Raw genomic sequence first — 22,712 nt, 5'->3', positions numbered from 1 at the left:
AGCGAGGCGGCCGCTGTCAGGTGGGTCAGGCCCGGCGGCGCGGATGGGGCCCGTGCGGCGGGTCCCGGCCCTGGCCCGGCAGTGCCGTGCCGGGCCGGCTCAGGCCTCGGAGGCCTCGGCGAGCAGTTTGCGGGCCGCGGCGCGGGCTTCCTTGCTGACTTCGGCGCCGCCGAGCATGCGTGCCAGCTCTTCCTCGCGGCCCTTGGCATCGAGCAGTTCCACCGCGCTCTGGGTCATGCCTTCCACCGGCGCCTTGCTGACCCGGTAATGGGCATGGCCCTTGGAAGCGACCTGCGGCAGGTGGGTCACGCACAACACCTGGCGGCGCTCGCCCAGGGCGCGCAGCTTCTTGCCGACGATATCGGCCACGGCACCGCCGATCCCCGAATCAACCTCGTCGAACACCATGGTCGGTACCGCATCCAGGCCCAGTGCCGCCACTTCGATGGCCAGCGAGATGCGCGACAGTTCGCCGCCGGAGGCGACTTTGCGCAGCGCCCTGGGCGGCTGCCCGGCGTTGGCGGCGACCAGGAATTCGACCCGTTCGGCGCCATTCGGGTCCGGGCGCGGCTGCGGCTGCGGTTCCAGCTCGATCAGGAACTGGCCGCCGCCCATGCCGAGCTCGCCGATCAGCGCGGTGGTGGTGTCCGACAGCGCGCTGGCCGCGGTGGCGCGGCTGGCGGTGAGCACGGCGGCCTGCGCCTGCCAGTGCGCGGCCGCCTTGTCGATCTCGCCCGCCAGTTGCGACAGCCGCGCGTCGGCGCCGCGCAGTTGTTCCAGCTCCGCGGCGATGCGCTCGCGGGTGGCCGCCAGCTCCTCCATCGACACCCGGTGCTTGCGTGCCAGGTCGTGCAGGCGGCCGAGCCGGCGCTCGATGTCCTCGAACGCCTCCGGGTCGCTGTCCAGATCGTCCTGCACCCGGTCCAGCTGGGCCAGCGCCTCGTGCAGCTGGATGCCGGCGGCGTCGAGCATGCCGTCGATCTCGCCCAGCCGCGGGTCGTGCTGGCTGACCCGCGACAGTTCGTGCCGCACCTGTTGCAGCAGGCCGAGCAGGGACGGGCCATCGTCGCCGTTGAGCGCGCCGCCGGCGTACTGGCAGGCTTCGATCAGCGCGGTGGAATGCGCCTGGCGGCGGTGGCTGGCGGCCAGCGCCGCCACCGCGGCCGGTTCCAGTTCCTCGCGCTGCAGTTCGCCCAACTGGTGCTCCAGGAAGGCGATGCGGTCGGAGACGTCGCCCTGCTGCGACAGCGCGTCGCGCTCGTCGACCAGCGCCTGCCAGCGGCTGCTGGCGGCGCGTACCGCGGCGCGCTCGGCGTCGTTGCGGGCATAGGCGTCGAGCAGCGCCAGCTGGCTGGGGCGCGACAGCAGCGCCTGCTGTTCGTGCTGGCCATGGATCTCGACCAGGAAGGCGGCCAGTTCGGCCAGCTGTGACACCGGTACCGGGCGACCGTTGATGAAGGCGCGCGAGCCGCCGTCGGCGCGGATCACCCGGCGCAGCTGGCACTGGTCCTCGTCGTCCAGTTCGTTGTCCTGCAGCCAGCGGCGGGCCGGGGCGCCGTCGTCCAGGTCGAATTCGGCCGAAAGCTCGGCCCGGCTGGCGCCGTGGCGGACGACGCCGCTGTCGGCGCGCAGCCCGGACAGGAAGCCCAGGGCGTCGACCATCAGCGACTTGCCGGCGCCGGTCTCGCCGGAAACCACGGTCATGCCTGGCCCGAACTCCAGTTCGGTGGCGCGGACGACGGCGAAATCCTTGATCGAAAGATGTCTGAGCATGGTCGGCAGAAGATGGGGCCGCGCAAAACTAGCATGTGCATGCGGCGGGTCAATCCGGGAAGGGCGCTCCGGGCGCCACATTAATGCGCGGCCGTCGCACCGGATGAGCCGGAACCTTGAAACCCGGGGGGCAGCCCACATACGGGGGAGCAGGCAGGCGGCAGAACGACCGCCAGGGAACCGGAAATGAACCAAGACCACCCCGAATTCGAGACCGACAACAGCGCCGACGGCATGGCCGCGGCGCAGGACGCGCAGGTCCAGGCGCTGCGCGCCGAGATCGAGCAGCTCAAGGGCGAGTCGCTGCGCGAGCGCGCCGACCTGGAAAACCAGCGCAAGCGCGTGGCGCGCGACATCGAACAGGCGCGCAAGTTCGCCAACGAGAAGCTGCTGGGCGAGCTGCTGCCGGTGTTCGACAGCCTGGACGCGGGGCTGGCCGCCGCCGGCAGCGAGCCCAGCCCGCTGCGCGAAGGGCTGGAGCTGACCTACAAGCAACTGCTCAAGGTCGCTGCCGACAACGGCCTGACCCTGCTCGACCCGGTGGGCCAGGCCTTCAATCCCGAGCATCACCAGGCCATCAGCCAGGTCGACGCGCCGGCCGGGATGGCCCCGGGCGCGGTGGTGACCGTGTTCCAGAAGGGCTACCTGCTCAACGAGCGCCTGCTGCGGCCGGCGCTGGTGGTGGTGGCCCGGGTCGACTGACCCCGGCCGGCTGGCCGCCGCCTTAACGCCGGCGGCCAGCGGCAAACAGCGTTCCGGGGGTGGCTTGAATGTCATCCGGCCATCCCCCACATCCCGTTCATACCCGGCGGCTGCCGGCACACGAATCCTCAGGAGTCCCCCATGGGCAAGATCATTGGTATCGACCTCGGCACCACCAACTCGTGCGTGGCGATCATGGACGGCGGCAAGGCCCGCGTCATCGAGAACTCGGAAGGCGACCGCACCACGCCTTCCATCGTCGCCTACACCAAGGACGGCGAAGTGCTGGTGGGCGCCTCGGCCAAGCGCCAGGCCGTCACCAATCCGAAGAACACCTTCTACGCGGTGAAGCGCCTGATCGGCCGCAAGTTCACCGACGGCGAGGTGCAGAAGGACATCGCCCACGTGCCGTACGGCATCCTGGCCCATGACAACGGCGACGCCTGGGTGCAGACCAGCGACGGCCGCAAGATGGCGCCGCAGGAAATCTCCGCCAAGGTGCTGGAAAAGATGAAGAAGACCGCCGAGGACTTCCTCGGCGAGAAGGTCACCGAGGCGGTCATCACCGTGCCGGCGTACTTCAACGACAGCCAGCGCCAGGCGACCAAGGACGCCGGCCGCATCGCCGGCCTGGACGTCAAGCGCATCATCAACGAGCCGACCGCGGCTGCGCTGGCCTATGGCCTGGACAAGGGCGACAACAAGGACCGCAAGATCGTCGTCTACGACCTGGGCGGCGGCACCTTCGACGTGTCGATCATCGAGATCGCCAACGTCGACGGCGAGAAGCAGTTCGAAGTGCTGGCCACCAACGGTGACACCTTCCTCGGCGGCGAGGACTTCGACAACCGCGTCATCGAGTACCTGGTCGACGAGTTCAACAAGGACCAGGGCATCGACCTGCGCAAGGACCCGCTGGCCCTGCAGCGCCTGAAGGACGCGGCCGAGCGCGCCAAGATCGAGCTGTCCAGCGCGCAGCAGACCGAGGTGAACCTGCCGTACGTCACCGCCGACGCGTCCGGTCCGAAGCACCTGAACATCAAGCTGACCCGCGCCAAGCTGGAAGCGCTGGTGGAAGACCTGATCAAGAAGTCGATCGAGCCGTGCCGCACCGCGCTGAACGATGCCGGCCTGCGTTCGAGCGATATCCACGAGGTGATCCTGGTCGGCGGCCAGACCCGCATGCCGAAGGTGCAGCAGGCCGTGGCCGAGTTCTTCGGCAAGGAGCCGCGCAAGGACGTCAACCCGGACGAGGCCGTGGCGCTGGGCGCCGCGATCCAGGGCGGCGTGCTGGCCGGCGACGTCAAGGACGTGCTGCTGCTGGACGTGACCCCGCTGTCGCTGGGCATCGAGACCCTGGGTGGCGTGTTCACCAAGATCATCGAGAAGAACACCACCATCCCGACCAAGGCCTCGCAGGTGTTCTCCACCGCCGAGGACAACCAGTCGGCGGTGACCGTGCACGTGCTGCAGGGCGAGCGCGAACAGGCCCGCTACAACAAGTCGCTGGCCAAGTTCGACCTGACCGGCATCGAACCGGCGCCGCGCGGCCTGCCGCAGGTCGAGGTGTCCTTCGACATCGACGCCAACGGCATCCTGCACGTCTCGGCCAAGGACAAGAAGACCAACAAGGAGCAGAAGGTCGAGATCAAGGCCGGCTCGGGCCTGTCCGAGGACGAGATCAACCGGATGGTCGCCGACGCCGAGGCGCACCGCGAGGAAGACAAGAAGTTCCAGGAGCTGGTGCAGGCGCGCAACCAGGCCGACGGCCTGATCCACGCCACCCGCAGCGCCATCACCGAGCACGGCAGCAAGGTCGGCGGCGATGTCATCGGCAAGGTGGAGGCGGCCCTGGCCGACCTGGAAACCGCGATGAAGGGCGACGACAAGGCGCAGATCGAGGCGCGTTCCAAGGCGCTGGAGGAAGCCGGCCAGTCGCTGTACGCCGCCGCTTCGGCCGGCGAGCAGGGTGGCCCGGCCCCGGGTGCCGGTGCGGCCGGCCCGTCGAACGACGACGTGGTCGATGCCGAGTTCACCGAGGTCAAGGACGACAAGAAGTCCTGACGTCCGGTGCCCCTCTCCCTGCGCGGAGAGGGGCCGGGGTGAGGGTTCGGGACCGCATCGCGGTCCCGGGCCCTTGTCGCATCCACGAACCCCCGCCCCAGCCCTCCCCTGGAGGGGGAGGGAGAGGTAGAGCATGAGCAAGCGCGATTACTACGAAGTACTGGGTGTCTCCCGCGACGCCGGCGACGAGGAACTGAAGAAGGCCTACCGTCGCTGCGCGATGAAGCACCACCCGGACCGCAACCCGGGCGATGCCGCGGCCGAAGCCGCCTTCAAGGAGTGCAAGGAGGCCTACGAGGTCCTGTCCGACGGCAACAAGCGGCGCATGTACGACGCCCACGGCCACGCCGCGTTCGAACACGGCATGGGCGGCATGGGCGGCGGTCCCGGTGGCCCGGACATGGGCGACATCTTCGGCGACATCTTCGGCAACATCTTCGGCGGGGGCGGCGGCGCCCGCCAGGCGCGTCGCGGCGCCGACATCGGCTACGTGATGGAGCTGGACCTGGAGGAAGCGGTGGCCGGCGTGGAACGGCGCATCGAAATCCCGACCTTGGTCGAGTGCGGCGACTGCGACGGCAGCGGTTCGGAGGACGGCAAGGTCGAGACCTGCAACGTCTGCGGCGGTCGTGGCCAGGTGCGCATGCAGCGCGGCATCTTCGCCATGCAGCAGGCCTGCCACAACTGCGGCGGCCGCGGCCAGATCGTCGCCCGCCCGTGCAGGACCTGCCATGGCAATGGCCGCGTCGAGGAAGACAAGGTGCTGTCGGTCAAAGTGCCGGCTGGCGTCGATACCGGCGACCGCATCCGCCTGCAGGGCGAGGGCGAGGCCGGTCCGGCCGGTACCCCGCCGGGCGACCTCTACGTGGAAGTGCGCGTGCGCGAGCACCCGATCTTCACCCGCGACGGCGACGACCTGCACTGCGAAGTGCCGATCCGCATTTCGCAGGCGGCGCTGGGCGACGCCGTGCGCGTGGCCACGCTGGGCGGCGAGGCGGAGATCCGCATTCCCGCCGAGACCCAGACCGGCAAACTGTTCCGCCTGCGCGGCAAGGGCGTGCGCTCGGTGCGCAGCCGTACCGAGGGCGACCTATACTGCCGCATCGTGGTGGAGACGCCGGTCAACCTGACCGCCGAGCAGCGCCGGCTGCTGGAGCAGTTCGAGGCCACCTTCAGTGGCGAGGAGGCGCGCAAGCACTCGCCCAAGTCGGCCACTTTCCTGGACGGCGTCAAGGGCTTCTGGGACCGTATGACCTCGTCCTGACCCGGCGCGATCGCTGCAATGCCATGACCAGGCCGCAGTCCGCTGCGGCTTCGTCGTTTCCGGCATTTGGTTGCGTGCGCATCCATGCCGCCGGCCACCGTTTGTGCAGGCGTAGAATGCGGCGATGAACGACGTCGACCACAGCCATCTCGTGCACGGTCGCCGGCAACGCCCGGACGGGCCTTCGCCGGTGGACGTGATTTCCGTACAGTCGCAGCTGGTCTACGGCCATGCCGGCAACAGCGCAGCGGTGCCGCCGCTGCGCGCGCTGGGCCTGCGCGTGGCGGAGATTCCCACCACCCTGCTCAGCAACGCGCCGTTCTACGCGACGCTGCGCGGCCGCGTGCTGCCGGCGGACTGGTTCGCCGAACTGCTGCAGGGAGCCAGCGAGCGCGGCCTGCCGCAGCGCGCCGGCGCGCTGGTGTCCGGTTATTTCGGCAGCGTGGCCAACGGCGCGGCGTTCGCCGACTGGCTGGACACGGTGCTGCCCGCCTGCCCGGACCTGCGCTACTGCCTGGACCCGGTGATCGGCGATACCCACACCGGTCCCTATGTCGAGCCGGGGCTGGAGCGCATCTTCGCCGAGCGGTTGCTGCCGCATGCCTGGCTGGTCACCCCCAATGCCTTCGAACTGGGCCGCCTGACCGGCATGCCGGCGCTACGCCAGGACGACGCCATCGCCGCTTCGCGCGTGCTGCTTGAACGCGGCCCGCAGTGGGTGATCGCGCATTCGGTGTCCGGCGTGCCGGGCGAACTGGTGACCCTGGCGATCGGCCGCGACGAGGTCTGGCGCTGGGCCTCGCCGCACCTGCCGGTGGACGTGGCCGGCACCGGCGATGTGCTGATGTCGCTGCTGGTGGCGTTCCTGCTCAAGGGCCATCGCTTCGACGACGCGGTGGGGCGCGCCATCGCCGGCGTACATGCCGCGCTGGAAGCGACGCTGGCGCACGGCGTGGAGGAATTCGACGTATTGGCGGCGGCGCCGGCGGCACTGGGTACGCCGCACCGGTTCCGCGCCGAGCGGCTGGCGTGAGCGCGGCGCAGGCGCCGGTCGTCGGCATCGTCGGCAGCGGCGGCGCCTATGGCCGCTGGCTGCGCGGGTTTTTCCAGGCACGCATGGGGCTGGAGGTGATCGGCCACGATCCGGTCGACGCCGCCTCGCAGACGCCCGAACAGCTGCTCGAGCGCGCCGACGTGCTGTTGTTCTCGGCGCCGATCCGGCATACGCCGGCCCTGATCGACGAGTACGTACGGCGCTCGGGCGGGCGCGAACGCGGCAGGCTGTGGCTGGACGTGACCTCGATCAAGAGCGCACCGATGGCGGCGATGCTGCGCTCGCAGGCCTCCGTGGCCGGGCTGCATCCGATGACCGCGCCGCCCAAGGCGCCCACGCTCAAGGGCCGGGTGATGGTGGTGTGCGAGGCGCGCGTGGCCGCGTGCTGGCAGCCCTGGCTGGAACGGCTGTATGCCGCGCTGGAGGCCGAGTGCGTGCCGGCCACGCCCGAGCACCACGACCGGGTGATGGCGCTGGTGCAGGCGCTGGTACATGCCAGCCACCTGGCCCAGGCCGGCGTGCTGCGCAGCTACGCGCCGCTGCTTGGCGAACTGCAGGCGCTGATGCCGTACCGCTCGACCGCATTCGAACTGGATGCGGCGGTGATCTCGCGCATCCTGTCGCTCAACCCGGCGATCTACGAGGACATCCAGTTCGGCAACCCGCACGCGGGCGAGGTGCTGGACCGCATGCTGGAGCAGCTGCGGCAGCTGCGCGCGCAGCTGGCCGACGGCAGCGATGCGGCGCGGGCGGCCTTCCGCAGCCAGTTCCTGGACGACAACCGCCAGGCGGTGGGCGAGCAGGTGCTGCGCGATGGCAATTACAGCTTCGAGCGCCTGGGCTACCTGCTGGCCGACCTCACCGACACGCGCGCGATGAGCGTGCACCTGCCCGAGGATCGTGCCGGTTCGCTGCGCGAGCTGCTGCACATTTTCGAACGGCACGGCATCAGCCTGTCCTCGATCCATTCCTCGCGTACGCCTGCGGGCGAGGTGCATTTCCGCATCGGCTTCGCCCAGCGCTATGCGCCGGACCTGCTGGACGCGGCCGCGCGCGAGATCGACCACACCGGCATCGGCCGGGTACTGCAGCACTGAACGTGCGTCATCCACAGCGGGTGTGGATGACCTGCGCACAAGCCTGTGGATGAATGCCGGCAGCCGTTGTGGCGCAAGGCTGTCAAGATGGATGGCGAATTTTTGGCCGGCGCGCATCGGCGATCCGGGGAAAGCACCGGTTGCGGTCGCATCGCCGGCAGCACCGCTCCGCCAGGCGTTGTCGGCGGTGTCCCGCGCATTCATCCACAGCGGGTGTGGATGACCTGCGCACAAGCCTGTGGATGAACGCCGGCAGCCGTTGCGGCGCAAGGCTGTCAAGATGGCTGGTCAATTATTCGCCAGCTGGATGCGCGCACCGGCGGTGATGCCGGCGCGTGTGGCGACAAGGCCGGCGCACGCACGGAAATCGTGCGCGCGGGTGCCCGCCGGTTGTTCAGATGTGCAGCCGCACCTGTCCGTCGAGCGTGACGAATTCGCGCGCGTTGCGCCGCAGGTGGCGGCCATCGTCCAGTTCATAGCGCGGCGTGGTATCGCCGTTGCCGGCGCTGCCGGGCTCGGGAACGAACTCGATGATGATGCGGCTCTCGCCGTTGCTGTCGGTGGCGGGGAACTGACGGAACGACATCGGCAACCTCCTGCGTGGCATGCAACCCGGTACGTCCGGGCCAGCCTGCATCGGCGCGCGTTAGCGTGGCGTCGTCAGTCGATGAACTGCAGCCGCGCCAGTTCCGCGTACAGGCCGCCCTCACGCAGCAACTGCGCGTGGGTACCCTGCGCCACGATGCGGCCGTGGTCCATCACCACGATGCGGTCGGCCTTGAGCACGGTGGCCAGGCGGTGCGCGATCACTAGCGTGGTGCGGCCGGCCATCAGCCGTTCCAGCGCCTGCTGCACCGCGCGTTCGCTCTGCGCGTCCAGCGCGCTGGTGGCTTCGTCCAGCAGCAGGATCGGCGCGTCCTTGAGCAGGGCGCGGGCGATGGCGATGCGCTGCTGCTGGCCGCCGGACAGGCGCGCGCCGCGCTCGCCGAGCTCGCTGGCGTAGCCCTCGGGCAGGGCACGGATGAAATCGTCGGCCTCGGCGGCGCGGGCGGCGGCATGCACTTCCTCGTCGCTGGCCTGCAGGCGTCCGTAGCGGATGTTGTCGGCGGCACTGGAGGCGAACAGCGCCGGTTGCTGCGGCACCAGCGCGATCCGTTCGCGCAGCGCGGTCGGTTCGGCCTGGCGCAGGTCGATGCCATCGACGCTGATGGTTCCCGCCTCGGGATCGTGGAAACGCAGCAGCAGCGACAGCACCGTGCTCTTGCCGGCCCCGGAGGGGCCGACCAGCGCCACGGTCTCGCCCGGCCGCACGTGCAGGGTGAAGCCGTCCAGCGCCGGCTGCCCGGGGCGCTGCGGGTAGTGGAAGACCACGTCCTGGAAGCGGATATCGCCGCGCAGCGGCGTGGGCAGCGCCAGCGGCGCGGGCGGCGCGCTGACGCCCGGGCGTTCCTGCAGCAGTTCGGCGATGCGGCCCATGCCGCCGGCGGCACGCTGCAGTTCATTCCACACCTCGGCCAGTGCGCCTACCGAGCCGCCGCCGATCAGCGCGTAGAACACGAACTGGCCCAGCTCGCCCTTGCTGATGCGCCCGGCGATCACGTCATGCGCGCCCGACCACAGCACCAGCACCACCGCGCCGAACACCAGGGTGATGACGATGGCGGTGACCAGCGACTGGGTGCGGATGCGTCCGCGCGCGGTGGCCACCGCTACCGCCACCGCGTCGGCGAAGCGGCCGGTTTCGTAGCCTTCGCGCGCATGCGCCTGCACCGTGCGGACCGCGCCCAGGGTTTCGCTGGCGAGGTTGTTGGCATCGGCGACGCGGTCCTGGCTGGCGCGCGAGGCCTTTTCCAGCCGGCGTGCGCCGAGGATGATCGGCAGGACCGCCAGCGGGATGCCGACCAGGGTGAACGCCGCCAGCCGCGGGCTGGTGACGAACAGCATGGCCACGCTGCCGACCACCGTCACGGTGCTGCGCAGCGCCACCGACATGCTGCTGCCGACCACGCTGCGCAGCAGTTCGCTGTCGGCGGACAACCGCGAGACCAGTTCGCCGCTGCGGTTGCGGTCATGGAACTGCGCGTCCAGCGCGATCAGGTGCGCGTAGAGCTGGCGCCGGAGGTCGGCCACCACTTTTTCGCCCAGCAGCGACACGAAGAAGAAGCGCGCGGCGCTCGCCACCGCCAGCACCACCACCACCGCGAACACCAGCAGGAATACCTGGTCGATGTTGCTGCCGTTGCTGAAGCCGTCGTCGATCATGCGCCGGAACGCGACCGGGAAGCTCAGCGTGGCCACCGAAGCCACCGCCAGCGCCGCCAGCCAGGCGGTGAACAGCGCCATGTGGCGGCGCACGAACGGCCACAGCGCCCGCAGCGTGCCCAGCCGTGCCTTGGCGGAAGAAGAGGGAGCGGTGGCGGTATCGGTCATGGGCGTGGCAGTGGAAAAAGGAAGGGCGGTGCCGGCGTCAGCCGCCGGCGTCGAGCCAGCGCACCCTGTCACGGGTGGCGTCGCGCAGATGGGTTTTCAAGCCGTCCACCCGCTCGGCGGGCAGTTCGATGGCCAGTTGCGCGCCATGCTCGTCGAATTCCTCGCCGAGCTTGTCCGCCGCATGCGCGGCCAACTGCGCATGCACGGTGCCCAGCTCGGCGAACGGGCACGCCAGCCGCAGCCTGCGCATCGCCACCAGCGGCAGGCGCGGCGCCAGCCGCAGGCATTCGGCGGCGGTGCCGCCGTAGGCGCGCACCAGCCCACCGGCGCCGAGCTTGATGCCGCCGTACCAGCGGGTCACCACCACCACGACACGGTCGTAGCCCTGGCCATCGATCGCCGCCAGGATCGGGCGACCGGCGGTACCGGCGGGCTCGCCGTCGTCGCTGGAACGGTATTCGTTGCCGCAGCGGTAGGCCCAGCAGTTGTGGGTGGCGTCGGCCACCGAGACCGTGCTGACGAAGGACAGTGCATCGGCCGCATTGCCGATCGGCATGGCCTGGGCAAGAAAACGGCTGTGCTTGATCTCCAGCAGGTGGCTGGCGGGTGCGGCGAGGGTGTCGGGCATCGCCCACATTCTAGGCCGCCGGGCAATCATTTGCCGGACGGGACCGGGCCCGCGCGCGGCAACCGCCGGCGGGATGCCGCTCAGTCGCCCAGCAACGGCCGCAGGTCGCGCGGGATACGGGCTTCCGGATAGACCTGCATGAAACGCTCCAGGCTGGCACGTGCGTTGTCCAGGTCACCGTCGGCACGCCGCGCGCGGATGCGCTGCAGCCATTGCCGACGCGGCAGGCGCGCGTCCCCGTCGATGGCGGCCGACGCGGCGGGCACGACCTCCGCTGCGGTCGGTTCGGGCCGCCTGGCGGCGGACGCCTGGACCGGCGCAGCCGCGCGTGCGTCCTGGGGGGGCGAATGCAGACGCAGTTCGGCTTGCACCGCGGCCTGCTCCGCCGCGGCGGCGGGTTCCAGCGCGTAGCTGGACGCCGTGGGGCCAACCCGCGATGCCGTGGCAGTGGCAGGGGCAGGCGCAGGCGCGGCGGGTGCCGGCGGCGGCGAAGGCGGCGGAGGCGGCACGGAGGCGACCGGCGCGCGCGCCGCTGCCGGTGCGGCCCGCGCGGGCGCTGCTGCTTTCCGTGCCTGGCTGTCGACAGGGGCCTGGCTTGGCGGTGGCGCTGCCATGGGGGCGGGAACGGACGGCGGCGGGGGCGATACCGCCGCGTCGCGCGCCTCCGTGGCGGTCATCGGCACCGGTGCCACCGCCGCGGGCAGCGGTGGTGGGGTGGGCCGCAGCTGCCAGGCCAGGCCGACAACCAGCACCAGCGACGCGGCGGCGGCGAGCGAGGACACCAGGCCGCGGCGCCAGCCGCGTCGTGCCGGGCGCGCGCCGGTAGTGAAAGTGGCCGGGGGCGCGGACGGCTGCGGCGCCGGTTCCGACCCGGCCGGTTCGCGCGCGAGCGCGGCGATGGCTGCGTCGATCCGCGCCGACGGCGCGATGCCCGCGGCGGGACGACCCAGCAGCCTTGCCAGTTCGCGCTCTTCGGGAGTCAGGGGTTCGGACCTGTTCATTCGCTCAACCTCGCGCGCAGCTTGTCCATCGCATAGCGCAGCCGCGACTTGACGGTTTCCCGGCCCACGCCGGTGATCTGCCCGATCTCCTCCAGGCTCAGTTCCTGCTCCAGGCGCAGGATCAGGACTTCCTGCTGCTCCTGCGGCAACTCGGCCATGGCCTGGCGCAGCCGCAGCCGTTCGTCCTGTTCGTGGGCCAGCAGTTCCGGGGTGCAGGCATCGGCCAGGCGCGCGGTGCGCTGTTCGGCATCGTCCGGGGCGGCGGGCCGGTGCCGCGCCGCGCGCCAGTGGTCGTTCAGGCGGTTGTGGGCGATGCGGAACAGCCAGGTGGCGAAGCTCGCCTCCGGCTTCCAGCGCGAGCGGGCCAGGATCATCCGCTGCCACACATCCTGGAACAGCTCCTCGGCCAACGCGCGGTCGCGCAGCTGGCCCAGCAGGTAGTGGAACAGCCGCGCGCGATGCCGCGCATACAGCTCGGCGAAGGCTTCGCCGTCGCCTTCGGCGTAGGCCAGCATCAGCGCTTCGTCGGTCGGGGCTTGGAGGGCGGTATCCACGCGGCCCAGCCTAAGCGCTGGCCGCGCCACTGCCTAGTCGCCGCCGGGCGCGGGCCGGCGCCGGTTCAGCCAGCCCCGGCGCGGGCGCACCGCAGGCGGTGGTTGCGGCATTATGCTGCGACAGGGGAGTTCCGGAGTGCCGGAACCCGGAACACGCATGGAGATCATGTCCCACCGCCAACTCGACCTGCATGCCGGCAGCGGCCGCGTGGACACCGATTCGCCGACCAACCGCGTGGTGGCGACGCTGCACGGCCTGCTGCCCCAGGGCAGCGCCGTGGCGCTCGCCTGGGACGATGCGGTGCTCGGGCAGGGCGACTGCGTCAGCCCGGGTGCCGATGGATTGCGCGGACCGGTGCACGCATTGCTGGCGGGCGAGCCGCTGCCGGACGGCCTGCGCCAGGCCGTGGTGGAACGCTGGACCGACGCGGAAGGTGGTGCCCGCATCGTGGTGCTGGCCGAGATCGATGCCAGTTTCTCCGACGCGCAGCGGCAGGCCTGGCTGGGCACCGCGCACGCGCTCGTCGCCGCGGTGCTGGTGTCGCTGCGCCAGGGCGTGCAGATCGAGCAGCTCGAACGCGCCAAGCGCCTGCAGCGGGCCCTGTTCGAGATCGCCGACCTGGCCGGCAGCGACCTGGAAATGTCGCAGATGCTGGCCCATTTCCACCGCATCCTGTGCACCCTGATGTACGCGGACAACTGCTACATCGTCGAATGCGACGAGCACCAGAGCAGCCTGCGCTTCCTGTATTTCGCCGACGAACTGGACAACTTCGCGCCGCATCCGGAGCGGCGTTTCCGCTTCGAGGAAATGCAGGACAGCCTGACCTTCGCGGCGCTGCGCCTGGGCAGGACCATGCATGGCCCTTCGCGCGAGCTGCTGCAGGTGCTGGACCACCAGCATTCCGTGCACAGCGGCCCGGACAGCGCCGATTGGCTGGGGGTGCCGATGTGGCGCGACGGTACCGTCTGCGGCGCCATCGTGGTGCAGAGCTACGAGAGCGGCGTGCAGTACGGCGACGAGGACCGCGACGTGCTCAATTTCGTGGCCAAGCACATCCTGACCGCCATGGACCGGCGCCAGGCGCACGTGCAGCTGGAGCAGCACGTGCAGCGGCGCACGCTGGAGCTGGAGCGGGCCAACGCCAGCCTGCAGGAGGAAATACAGGAGCGGCGGCGCGCCGAGGCCCTGCAGGCGGCGCTGTTCAATGTCTCGGAACTGGCGATGAGCGGAGGCAGCCAGGCGGTGTTCCATGCCGAGGTGCACCGGGTGATCGGTGGCCTGCTGGACGCAAGCAATTTCTACATCGCGCTGGTCAACGAGCAGGGCGACGGGCTGGATTTCGTCTATTCGGTGGACGAGTTCAACCGGGTGCGCGCGTCGCGCGCCTTCAGTGGCGGCCTGACCGAGTACACCCTCCGCAGCGGCCAGCCGCTGCTCGCGACCCGGGCCGAGATCGACCAGCTGATCGCGCGCGGCGAGGTGCGCGAATTCGGCGCCAAGTCGCAGTGCTGGCTGGGCGTGCCGCTGTTCAGCGACGACGAAGTGGTGGGCGTGATCGCGGTGCAGAGCTACAACCCGCAGGTCAGCTTCACCGCCCACGACCAGCGGCTGCTGGCGTTCGTGGCGCGCAACATCGGCAACAGCCTGGCGCGCCAGCGCGACCGCAATCGCCTGCTGCAGGCGCATGCCGAGCTGGAGCAGCGCGTGGCCGAGCGCACCCGCGAGCTGGGCGAGGTCAACCAGAAACTGCTGGCGCAGATCGGCGAGCGCATGCGCGTGGAGCAGCGCCTGACCCACCTGGCGATGCACGACGTGCTGACCGGCCTGCCCAACCGCCTGCAGTTGCTGGAGAAGCTGGAAGAGGCGATCGAACACGCGCAACTGGGCATGGGCCCGATGTTCGCGCTGCTGTTCCTCGACCTGGACCGCTTCAAGTGGGTCAACGACAGCATCGGCCATGCCGCCGGCGACCGCATGCTGGTGGAAGTGGCGCAGCGCCTGGTGGGCATGCTGCGCAGCGACGACGTGGTGGCGCGCCTGGGCGGCGACGAGTTCGCGCTGCTGGTGCGCTGCGACGGCGCCAAGGAGGCCATGGACGTCGGCCGGCGCCTGCTGCGTTCGCTGGAGCACTCGATGTGGGTCGACGGGCGTGAGCTGTTCCCGTCGGGCAGCATCGGCATCGCCCTGTGGAGCCCGCGCTACACCTCCGGCGCCGAACTGCTGCGCGACGCCGATGCGGCGATGTACCGCGCCAAGGGCATGGGCCAGGATCGCTGCATGCTGTTCGACGAGGCCATGCGCGAGCAGTCGCTGCAGAGCCTGGAACTCGAGGCGGACCTGCGCCGGGCGATCATCAACAATGATTTCCTGCCGTTCTACCAGCCCATCGTGTCGCTGGCCGATGGCGCCGTGGTCGGCCACGAGGCGCTGCTGCGCTGGCAGCACGAGGGCAGGGGCCTGCTGCTGCCGGGCGAGTTCATCTCGCTGGGCGAGGAAAGCGGCCTGATCGAGCAGGTGGACTGGCTGATCTACGAGCAGGTGGTGCGCGACCTGGCAGGCACCGGTTCGGGCTACGTTTCGGTGAATGTCTCGCCACGGCATTTCCGCTCGTCCGAGTTCGCCGCGCGCCTGCTGGGGCTGCTGGAAGCGGCCGGCGCCGACCCGGGGCGGCTGCGGGTGGAGATCACCGAGATGGCATTGCTGGAGGACGCCCCGCGCACGCTGCGTACCCTGTACCAGCTGCGCGAGCGTGGGATCGTGGTGCAGCTGGACGATTTCGGCACCGGCTATTCGGCGCTGTCCTACCTGCACCGCTTCCCGATCAGCGCGCTGAAGATCGACCGCAGTTTCGTGGCCGGGCTGCACGCCGACAACGGCAAGAGCACGCAGGCGCTGGTCGAGGGCGTGGTGTCGCTGGCGCGTACCCTGGGCATCGAGACCATCGGCGAAGGCGTGGAAGACGAGCGCCAGCTGCGCACGCTGTTCGACATGGGCTGCAATTTCGGCCAGGGTTATCTGCTGGGCCACCCGCTGCCACGCGAAGCGACGCTGTACCGGATGGCCTGAACCGCCGCACCGCCGCGTGGTCGATGCCGGCACCTGCCGGCGCCCACCGCAATGCCGTGCGGCGTTCGTCGAGCCGCGCCAGGCAGGAACGGCCACGCGGCGACAGCGATCGCGTCCCCAGGCGCCGTGCGGAAACGCGGCGCGGGGTGCTCCGTCAAACCGCACCGTGCTGGACCACGGTCGCGCTGATGCCTGCCGCCGCGGCACGGCCGGTGGGCTGTCCAACGCAGGGCGCGTTTATTCCGCGCCAGGGCAGGGAGGGCGGCGCCAACGAAGCCCGCCGCGTCGTCACGCGCCTGTGTGCCTGCCGCAACGCCGTGCCAGTGGACTTAGCGCAACGCGGCGCGCAGCTTCTCGTCGAACCGCGTCCTGCTGGAAGTGAGGCGCCGTTGATGCCCGCCGCGTCGCCTCGCGCCAATGGCCTTACCGCAACGCAGCGCGCAGCTTTTCGTCGAACCGCGCCCTGCTGGAAGTGAGGCGCCGTTGATACCTGCCGCGTCGCCACGCGCCAATGGCCTTACCGCAACGCCGCGCGCAGCTTCTCGTCGAACCGCGCCAGGCAGGGAAGGAGGCGCCGGCGAAGCCTGCCGCGTCGCCACGCGCCAGGGGATTTGCCGCAATCCCGCGCCAATGGCCTTACCGCAACGCCGCGCGCAGCTTCTCGTCGACCCACTTGTCCGCCTGCGCCGGCGAATAAGCCCGCATCCACGCCAGCATCTGCCCGGCGTCGTCGCCGTACCACAGGTCGTGGCGTTGTTCCGGGTGCAGGAAGCGTTCTTCCACCATGTGGTCGATCATGCCGATCAACCTGGCGTAGAAGCCGTTGACGTCGAGGAAGGCGCAGGGCTTGTTGCCGATGCCGAGCTGGCGCCAGGTCAGCATCTCGAAGATCTCTTCGGCGGTACCGAAACCGCCGGGCAGGGCGACGAAGGCGTCGGACAGGTCGAACATGCGCGATTTGCGCTCGTGCATGGAGCCGACGACCTCCAGCGTGGTCACGCTCTGGTGCGCCACTTCCAGGTCCACCAGGTGCTGCGGAATCACCCCGGTGACCTGGCCGCCGGCGGCCAGTACGCCGTCGGCTACCGCGCCCATCAGCCCGGTGCGGCCGCCGCCGTAGATCAGGCGCAGGCCTTCGTGGGCGATGCGCGTGCCCAGTTCGGTGGCGCGCTCGATGTACAGGGGATTGGCACCGGGGTTGGAGCCGCAGTAGACGCAGATCGATTTCATGGGAGGTCCTGGGGAGGTGTGCGGATCGCGTCGATGAACAGGGCGCGATCGGAGAAATGCAAAAGCAAGAAGGCTCCGCCGGGGCGGAGCCTTCTGGGTCAGGCCGGTGGCGCTCAGTTGGCCTTGTGGATGGCGCGCTTGCCGACCGCCATGGCCGCGTCGTGGATCACTTCCGACAGCGACGGGTGGGCGTGGCAGATGCGGGCCAGGTCGTCGGCCGAGCCGCTGAACTCCATGGTCAGCACGCCTTCGTGCACCAGTTCGGAGACATTGGCGCCGACCAGGTGCATGCCCAGCACGCGGTCGGTTTCGGCGTGCGCCAGCACCTTGACGAAGCCGGCCGGCTCGACCATCGCCACGGCACGGCCGTTGGCGGCGAACGGGAAGCTGCCGGCCTTGTATGGGATGCCCTCGGCCTTGAGCTGGGCTTCGGTCTTGCCGACCCAGGCCAGTTCCGGCTCGGTGTAGATCACCCACGGGATGGTGTCGAAGTTGACGTGGCCCGGCAGGCCGGCGATCAGTTCGGCCACCGCGATGCCTTCCTCGAAGCCCTTGTGCGCCAGCATCGGGCCGCGCACGCAGTCGCCCACCGCCCATACGCCGTCGACGCCGGTGTGGCAATGGTCGTCGACCACGATCTGGCCGCGCTCGTTGACCTGCACGCCGGTGCCCTCGGCCAGCAGGCCCTGGGTGGCGGCGCGGCGGCCGACGGCCACCAACAGCTTGTCGACGGTCAGGGTCTTCTCGCCTTCACCATCGGTGTAGGTGACCACCACTTCCTTCTTCTTGCCCTTGCCGGTCACTTCGGTCTTGCTGACCTTGGCGCCGAGCTTGATGTCCAGGCCCTGCTTCTTGAATTCGCGGGCGGCGACCTTGGCCACTTCGGCGTCGGCGGCGGCCAGGAACTCCGGCATCGCCTCGAGAATGGTCACTTCGGCGCCCAGGCGCTTCCACACGCTGCCCAGTTCCAGGCCGATCACGCCGGCGCCGATCACCGCCAGACGGCCCGGTACTTCGGTGAAGTCCAGCGCGCCGACGTTGTCGACGATGGTCTCGCCGTCGAACTTGGCGAACGGCAGTTCGATCGAATCCGAGCCGGCCGCGATGATGACGTTGGTGCCCTTCAGCTCGACCTCGCTGCCGTCATGCTGCTTGACCTTGACGACGTTGCCGGCCTGCAGCTGGCCGAAGCCGTAGTAGGCGGCGACCTTGTTGGCCTTGAACAGCTGGGCGATGCCACCGGTGAACTGCTTCACGATGGCGTCCTTGCGGCCGACCATCTTCTCGACGTCCATCTTGGCGTCCTTGAAGCTGATGCCGTGGTCGCCAAAGATGTGGCCCATGTTCCAGTACTGGCGCGAGGAGTCCAGCAGTGCCTTGGACGGGATGCAGCCCACGCGCAGGCAGGTACCGCCCAGTGCCGGCTTGCCGTCCTTGCCCAGCGCCGCGTCGATGCAGGCGGTCTTCAGGCCCAGCTGGGCGGCGCGGATGGCGGCGTGGTAGCCGGCCGGGCCGGCACCGATGACGACGACGTCGAATTGTTCAGCCATTTGAGGTTCCTTGGTGCTTTCCTTCGGCTTCGGGGACGAAGCCGGTGGCGCGGGGCGCCGGGGAAGGGGCGGGCGCTGGGCCGGCCCCGGAGCGACCGACCCCTCCGCGGGGGGAGGGGTCGGCGGGTGTTACAGACCGAACAGCATGCGGCCCGGGTTTTCCAGCTGGTTCTTGATGTCCACCAGGAACTGCACCGCGTCCTTGCCGTCGATGATGCGGTGGTCGTAGGACAGCGCGATGTACATCATCGGCGCGATCACGACCTGGCCGTTCTCGGCGATCGGGCGCTCCTTGATCGTGTGCATGCCGAGGATGGCGCTCTGCGGCGGGTTGACGATCGGGGTCGACATCAGCGAGCCGAAGGTGCCGCCGTTGGTGACGGTGAAGGTGCCGCCCTGCAGGTCGTCCAGCGCCAGCTTGCCGTCGCGCGCCTTCTTGGCGTAATCGGCGATGCCCTGCTCGATGTCGGCGAAGGACATGCGCTCGACGTTGCGCAGCACCGGCGTCACCAGGCCCTTGTCGGTGGACACGGCGATGGAGATGTCCGAGTAGCCGTGGTAGATGATGTCGTCGCCGTCGACCGAGGCGTTGACCAGCGGGAAGCGCTGCAGCGCGTTGGCCGCGGCCTTCACGAAGAAGCTCATGAAGCCGAGCTTGATGCCGTGGGCCTTCTGGAACTCGTCCTGCAGTTCCTTGCGCGCGGCCGAAACCTTGGCCAGGTTGACTTCGTTGAACGAAGTCAGCATGGCGATGGATTCCTTGGACTGCATCAGCCGCTCGGCGATGCGCTTGCGCATGCGGGTCATCGGCACGCGTTCTTCCGGACGCGCGCCGCCGGCCTTGCCGACGCCGCCGTTGCGGGCGAAGTTGACGATGTCTTCCTTGGTCACCGCGCCATGGCGGCCGGTGCCGGCCACGTCGGCCGGGTTCACGCCTTCGGTGATGGCCGAGAAGCGGGCGCCCGGGGGCAGGTTGTCGGCGGCGGACTTGGCGGCCGGGGCCGGCGCGGCGGCCGCAGCGGCCGGTGCCGGGGCCGCGGCCTTCGGTGCCTCGGCGGCAGCCGGGGCCGGCGCGGCGGCAACGGCGCCTTCCTCGATGATCGCCACGACCTGGCTGCTGGTCACGGTGGCGCCTTCGGGGAACTTGATCTCCTTGATCACGCCATCGACCGGCGACGGGACCTCGAGCACGACCTTGTCGGTTTCCAGGTCAAGCAGGTTTTCGTCACGCTTGACCGCGTCGCCGACCTTCTTGTGCCAGGTGGCAATGGTGCCGTCAGCGACGGATTCGGGCAGTACCGGGGCTTTGACTTCGGTGGCCATGCAGGGGCTTCCTGGTTCGTATTCTTGGTGAAAGGGGGAGAGTTATTCAGCGAACTGGTCGTTGAAGGGGTTGACCAGCGCATCGGCGAGCAGCTGCTGCAGTTCGCGCAGGTGGTCGGCCATGTGGCCGACGGCCGGCGACGGCGAACGCGGGCGGCCAGCGTAGTGCAGGTTCTGGCCATCGGCCAGGCAGGCCTGCAGGTGGTGGCGGATCTGGTACCACGCGCCCTGGTTCATCGGCTCTTCCTGGCACCACACCACGTCGGCGGCCTTGCCGTACTTCTTCAGTTCGGCGGCCAGCTGCGGGCGCGGGAACGGGTACAGCTGCTCCACGCGGATGATCGCCACGTCGTCCTGGCCACGCTTGGTCTGGTCTTCCAGCAGGTCGTAGTAGACCTTGCCCGAGCACAGCACCACGCGCTGGACCTTCTTGGCGTCGGCGCTGGCGTCGCCGATCAGGTGCTGGAACTCGCCGTTGGCCAGTTCGTCCAGGGTCGAAACGGCCAGCTTGTGGCGCAGCAGCGACTTGGGCGACATCACCACCAGCGGCTTGCGGGTGGTCATGCACAGCTGGCGGCGCAGCATGTGGAACGCCTGGGCCGGGGTCGACGGCACGCAGACCAGCATGTTCTCCAGCGCGCACAGCTGCAGGAAGCGCTCCAGGCGCGCCGAGCTGTGTTCCGGGCCCTGGCCTTCGTAGCCGTGCGGCAGCAGCAGGGTCAGGCCGGAGATGCGGCCCCACTTGGCCTCGCCGGAGGCGATGAACTGGTCGATCACCACCTGGGCGCCGTTGGCGAAGTCGCCGAACTGGCCTTCCCAGATGCACAGGGTGTTGGGATCGGTGGTGGAGAAGCCGTACTCGTAGGCCATCACCGCCTCCTCGCTGAGCAGCGAGTCGATGACGGTGGCCTGTTCCGGCGACTGCACCAGCTGGCGCAGCGGCAGGTAATAGGCGTCGGTCTTCTGGTCGTGCAGGATCGCGTGGCGGTGGGTGAACGTGCCGCGGCCGACGTCCTGGCCGACCAGGCGCAGGCCATGGCCCTGGTCGAGCAGGGTGGCGTAGGCCAGGTTCTCGGCGAAGCCCCAGTCGCCCGGGATCTCGCCGGCCGCCATCTTGCGGCGGTCGTCATAGACCTTGGCCACGCGCGAGTGCAGTTCCACGCCCTCGGGGATGGTGTTGATCAGCTTGGCCAGGCGGGTCAGTTCGGCCATCGGCACCCGGGTGCTGACCGGGTCGGACAGCTTGCCGGCCAGCAGCTTCGGCCAGTCCACGTACAGCTTGCTGGTCGGCGGAGTCTTCTCGACCTGTGCCAGCTCGGTGGTGACTTCGCCCGAATCGAGCTTCTCGCGGTAGGCATCGACCAGCGCCTTGCCGCCATTGGCCGGGATCACGCCCGCGGCCTCGAGCTTCTCCGCGTACAGTTCGCGGGTGGTCTTGTGCTTGCGGATCACCTGGTACATCAGCGGCTGGGTGATCGCCGGCTCGTCGGCCTCGTTGTGGCCCCAGCGGCGGTAGCAGACCAGGTCGATCACCACGTCCTTGTGGAACTGCTGGCGGAAGTCGTAGGCCAGCTTCGCGGCGAACACCACCGCCTCCGGATCGTCGCCGTTCACGTGCAGGACCGGCGCGCCGACCATCTTGGCGATGTCGGTGCAGTACAGGGTCGAGCGCGAGTCGTCGCGGTTCGAGGTGGTGAAGCCGACCTGGTTGTTGATGACGATGTGCACGGTGCCGCCGACCGCGAAGCCGCGCGCCTGCGACATCTGGAACAGCTCCATCACCACGCCCTGGCCGGCGAACGCGGCGTCGCCGTGGATCAGGATCGGCATGACCTGCTTGCGCGCGGTGTCGCCACGGCGTTCCTGGCGCGAACGCACCGAACCGGCGACCACCGGGTCGACGATCTCCAGGTGCGACGGGTTGAACGCCAGCGCCAGGTGCACCGGGCCGCCGGCGGTGGCGACGTCGGCCGAGAAGCCCATGTGGTACTTCACGTCGCCGGCCACGGCACGGTCGTCGTGCTCGAAGCGGCCTTCGAACTCGTCAAACAGCTTGCGCGGGTTCTTGCCCAGGGTGTTGACCAGCACGTTCAGGCGGCCGCGGTGGGCCATGCCGATCACCACGTCCTTGACCCCGTCCTTGCCGGCGCTGCGGATCACCGTGTCCATCATCGGGATCAGCGAATCACCGCCTTCCAGCGAGAAGCGCTTCTGGCCGACGTACTTGGTGTGCAGGTAGCGCTCGAGGCCCTCGGCCGCGGTCAGCCGCTCCAGGGTGCGGCGCTGGGTGTCCGCGTCGAGGTTGTAGTTGCCGCCGGCGCTTTCCAGGCGCTGGTACAGCCACTGGCGCTGGTCGACTTCGGCGATGTACATGAACTCGGCGCCGATGGAGCCGGTGTAGGTCGCCTTCAGGCGCGCCAGCAGGTCGCGCAGCTTCATGCGCGGCTGGCCGCCGACGCCGCCGGTGCTGAACTCGTCGTTGAGGTCGGCATCGGACAGGTGGTGGAAAGCCAGGCCCAGGTCGGGCGGGTTGACCGGCGGGGTCAGGCCCAGCGGGTCGAGCTGCGCGCCGAGGTGGCCGCGCGAGCGGTAGGCGGTGATCAGGCGTCCGACGTTGCGCTCGCGCTCGTCGCCGCCGCCGGCACTGGCCACGGCGCTGGACGCGTTGCGGCCGGCCTCGGCGATGTGGGCGATGATGGCCGAATGCGGGACATCACCTGCCTCGCGGCCCTTGAAACCGTCGAAGTAGGACTTCCATTTGGGGTCCACACTGTCCGGGGAGACGAGGTACTGCTCGTACAGGTCCTCGATATAGGAGGCGTTGCCGCCGGCGAGTTGCGATGACTGCGCAAACTGCTTCAGGAGATTGTCCACGATGGAGGGTCGGATTCGCTTGTGGGGTATGGCTTCTGGAACCGGCGGGGACCTTGCAGCAGGGCGCCGCGCGGGCGTGATGAAACCGCTGAATTATA

Annotated in this window: 16 protein-coding genes; 6 read left to right on the top strand and 10 right to left on the bottom strand. The window is 69.6% G+C overall.

Features of this window, described 5'->3' with window-relative positions; genetic code table 11:
* Positions 1-99: 99 nt before the first annotated feature.
* Positions 100-1,773, bottom strand: coding sequence for a DNA repair protein RecN (gene recN, locus AC06E6_RS06445; RefSeq protein ID WP_240211921.1), 1,674 nt, complete (start codon positions 1,771-1,773; stop codon positions 100-102).
* Between the two features lie 186 nt (positions 1,774-1,959).
* Between recN and grpE the strand changes: the two genes are divergently transcribed.
* From grpE to AC06E6_RS06420, 5 genes are all read left to right on the top strand, one after another.
* Positions 1,960-2,475, top strand: a complete 516-nt coding sequence (gene grpE, locus AC06E6_RS06440) for a nucleotide exchange factor GrpE (RefSeq protein ID WP_240211922.1) — start codon at positions 1,960-1,962, stop codon at positions 2,473-2,475.
* 141 nt (positions 2,476-2,616) lie between these two features.
* Positions 2,617-4,539 carry a molecular chaperone DnaK gene (gene dnaK, locus AC06E6_RS06435; protein ID WP_240211923.1) on the top strand — a complete coding sequence of 641 codons (1,923 nt, stop codon included), beginning with the start codon at positions 2,617-2,619 and terminating at the stop codon, positions 4,537-4,539.
* 133 nt (positions 4,540-4,672) lie between these two features.
* Positions 4,673-5,803, top strand: coding sequence for a molecular chaperone DnaJ (dnaJ, locus tag AC06E6_RS06430; protein ID WP_104939095.1), 1,131 nt, complete (start codon positions 4,673-4,675; stop codon positions 5,801-5,803).
* A 124-nt stretch (positions 5,804-5,927) separates the two neighbouring features.
* Positions 5,928-6,836 (top strand): pyridoxal kinase, encoded by a 909-nt coding sequence (gene pdxY / locus AC06E6_RS06425; RefSeq protein WP_240211924.1) that lies wholly within the window; start codon positions 5,928-5,930, stop codon positions 6,834-6,836.
* On the top strand, positions 6,833-7,954 hold the full coding sequence (locus AC06E6_RS06420; RefSeq protein WP_240211925.1) for a prephenate dehydrogenase: 1,122 nt from the start codon (positions 6,833-6,835) through the stop codon (positions 7,952-7,954). The genes pdxY and AC06E6_RS06420 overlap by 4 nt, the downstream gene beginning before the upstream one ends.
* A gap of 394 nt (positions 7,955-8,348) precedes the next feature.
* Here the strand turns inward: AC06E6_RS06420 and AC06E6_RS06415 are convergent, their stop codons facing one another.
* The 5 genes from AC06E6_RS06415 to AC06E6_RS06395 all read right to left on the bottom strand — a co-directional run bounded on the left by AC06E6_RS06415 (position 8,349) and on the right by AC06E6_RS06395 (position 12,528).
* Entirely contained in the window at positions 8,349-8,540 is a 192-nt protein-coding gene (locus tag AC06E6_RS06415) for a hypothetical protein (RefSeq protein ID WP_104939092.1), read from the bottom strand.
* 74 nt (positions 8,541-8,614) lie between these two features.
* On the bottom strand, positions 8,615-10,384 hold the full coding sequence (locus AC06E6_RS06410) for an ABC transporter transmembrane domain-containing protein (protein WP_240211926.1): 1,770 nt from the start codon (positions 10,382-10,384) through the stop codon (positions 8,615-8,617).
* Positions 10,385-10,421: 37 nt separating this feature from the next.
* Positions 10,422-11,012 (bottom strand): IMPACT family protein, encoded by a 591-nt coding sequence (locus tag AC06E6_RS06405; RefSeq protein ID WP_240211927.1) that lies wholly within the window; start codon positions 11,010-11,012, stop codon positions 10,422-10,424.
* A gap of 80 nt (positions 11,013-11,092) precedes the next feature.
* Entirely contained in the window at positions 11,093-12,013 is a 921-nt protein-coding gene (locus AC06E6_RS06400) for a hypothetical protein (protein WP_478060640.1), read from the bottom strand.
* On the bottom strand, positions 12,010-12,528 hold the full coding sequence (locus AC06E6_RS06395) for an RNA polymerase sigma factor (RefSeq protein ID WP_233996379.1): 519 nt from the start codon (positions 12,526-12,528) through the stop codon (positions 12,010-12,012). Before AC06E6_RS06395 ends, AC06E6_RS06400 begins: the two co-directional genes overlap by 4 nt.
* A 205-nt stretch (positions 12,529-12,733) precedes the next feature.
* On the opposite strand from AC06E6_RS06395, the gene AC06E6_RS06390 reads away from it, so the two are divergent.
* Entirely contained in the window at positions 12,734-15,637 is a 2,904-nt protein-coding gene (locus tag AC06E6_RS06390) for a putative bifunctional diguanylate cyclase/phosphodiesterase (RefSeq protein WP_478060639.1), read from the top strand.
* Between the two features lie 636 nt (positions 15,638-16,273).
* Here the strand turns inward: AC06E6_RS06390 and AC06E6_RS06385 are convergent.
* From AC06E6_RS06385 to AC06E6_RS06370, 4 genes are all read right to left on the bottom strand, one after another.
* Entirely contained in the window at positions 16,274-16,867 is a 594-nt protein-coding gene (locus AC06E6_RS06385) for an LOG family protein (RefSeq protein ID WP_478060637.1), read from the bottom strand.
* Positions 16,868-16,980: 113 nt separating this feature from the next.
* Positions 16,981-18,417, bottom strand: coding sequence for a dihydrolipoyl dehydrogenase (lpdA, locus tag AC06E6_RS06380; RefSeq protein WP_240211931.1), 1,437 nt, complete (start codon positions 18,415-18,417; stop codon positions 16,981-16,983).
* A 129-nt stretch (positions 18,418-18,546) separates the two neighbouring features.
* Positions 18,547-19,740 (bottom strand): dihydrolipoyllysine-residue succinyltransferase, encoded by a 1,194-nt coding sequence (gene sucB / locus AC06E6_RS06375; protein WP_104939086.1) that lies wholly within the window; start codon positions 19,738-19,740, stop codon positions 18,547-18,549.
* A gap of 42 nt (positions 19,741-19,782) precedes the next feature.
* On the bottom strand, positions 19,783-22,614 hold the full coding sequence (locus AC06E6_RS06370) for a 2-oxoglutarate dehydrogenase E1 component (RefSeq protein ID WP_478060634.1): 2,832 nt from the start codon (positions 22,612-22,614) through the stop codon (positions 19,783-19,785).
* Positions 22,615-22,712: the final 98 nt, after the last annotated feature.

It is taken from the genome of Stenotrophomonas sp. Steno-Z10-HUANG, assembly GCF_056393075.1.
The sequence above is the reverse complement of the archived record's forward strand: the minus strand, read 5'-3'. Positions and strand labels throughout refer to the sequence as shown.

Bases quoted from the DNA above. Each gene is read 5' to 3' on its own strand.
- AC06E6_RS06415 (WP_104939092.1), bottom strand. From the start codon at position 8,540: ATGTCGTTCCGTCAGTTCCCCGCCACCGACAGCAACGGCGAGAGCCGC.
- dnaK (WP_240211923.1), top strand. From the start codon at position 2,617: ATGGGCAAGATCATTGGTATCGACCTCGGCACCACCAACTCGTGCGTG.
- pdxY (WP_240211924.1), top strand. From the start codon at position 5,928: ATGAACGACGTCGACCACAGCCATCTCGTGCACGGTCGCCGGCAACGC.
- sucB (WP_104939086.1), bottom strand. From the start codon at position 19,740: ATGGCCACCGAAGTCAAAGCCCCGGTACTGCCCGAATCCGTCGCTGAC.
- lpdA (WP_240211931.1), bottom strand. From the start codon at position 18,417: ATGGCTGAACAATTCGACGTCGTCGTCATCGGTGCCGGCCCGGCCGGC.
- AC06E6_RS06390 (WP_478060639.1), top strand. From the start codon at position 12,734: ATGTCCCACCGCCAACTCGACCTGCATGCCGGCAGCGGCCGCGTGGAC.
- dnaJ (WP_104939095.1), top strand. From the start codon at position 4,673: ATGAGCAAGCGCGATTACTACGAAGTACTGGGTGTCTCCCGCGACGCC.
- recN (WP_240211921.1), bottom strand. From the start codon at position 1,773: ATGCTCAGACATCTTTCGATCAAGGATTTCGCCGTCGTCCGCGCCACC.
- grpE (WP_240211922.1), top strand. From the start codon at position 1,960: ATGAACCAAGACCACCCCGAATTCGAGACCGACAACAGCGCCGACGGC.
- AC06E6_RS06410 (WP_240211926.1), bottom strand. From the start codon at position 10,384: ATGACCGATACCGCCACCGCTCCCTCTTCTTCCGCCAAGGCACGGCTG.
- AC06E6_RS06400 (WP_478060640.1), bottom strand. From the start codon at position 12,013: ATGAACAGGTCCGAACCCCTGACTCCCGAAGAGCGCGAACTGGCAAGG.
- AC06E6_RS06395 (WP_233996379.1), bottom strand. From the start codon at position 12,528: ATGCTGGCCTACGCCGAAGGCGACGGCGAAGCCTTCGCCGAGCTGTAT.
- AC06E6_RS06405 (WP_240211927.1), bottom strand. From the start codon at position 11,012: ATGCCCGACACCCTCGCCGCACCCGCCAGCCACCTGCTGGAGATCAAG.
- AC06E6_RS06385 (WP_478060637.1), bottom strand. From the start codon at position 16,867: ATGAAATCGATCTGCGTCTACTGCGGCTCCAACCCCGGTGCCAATCCC.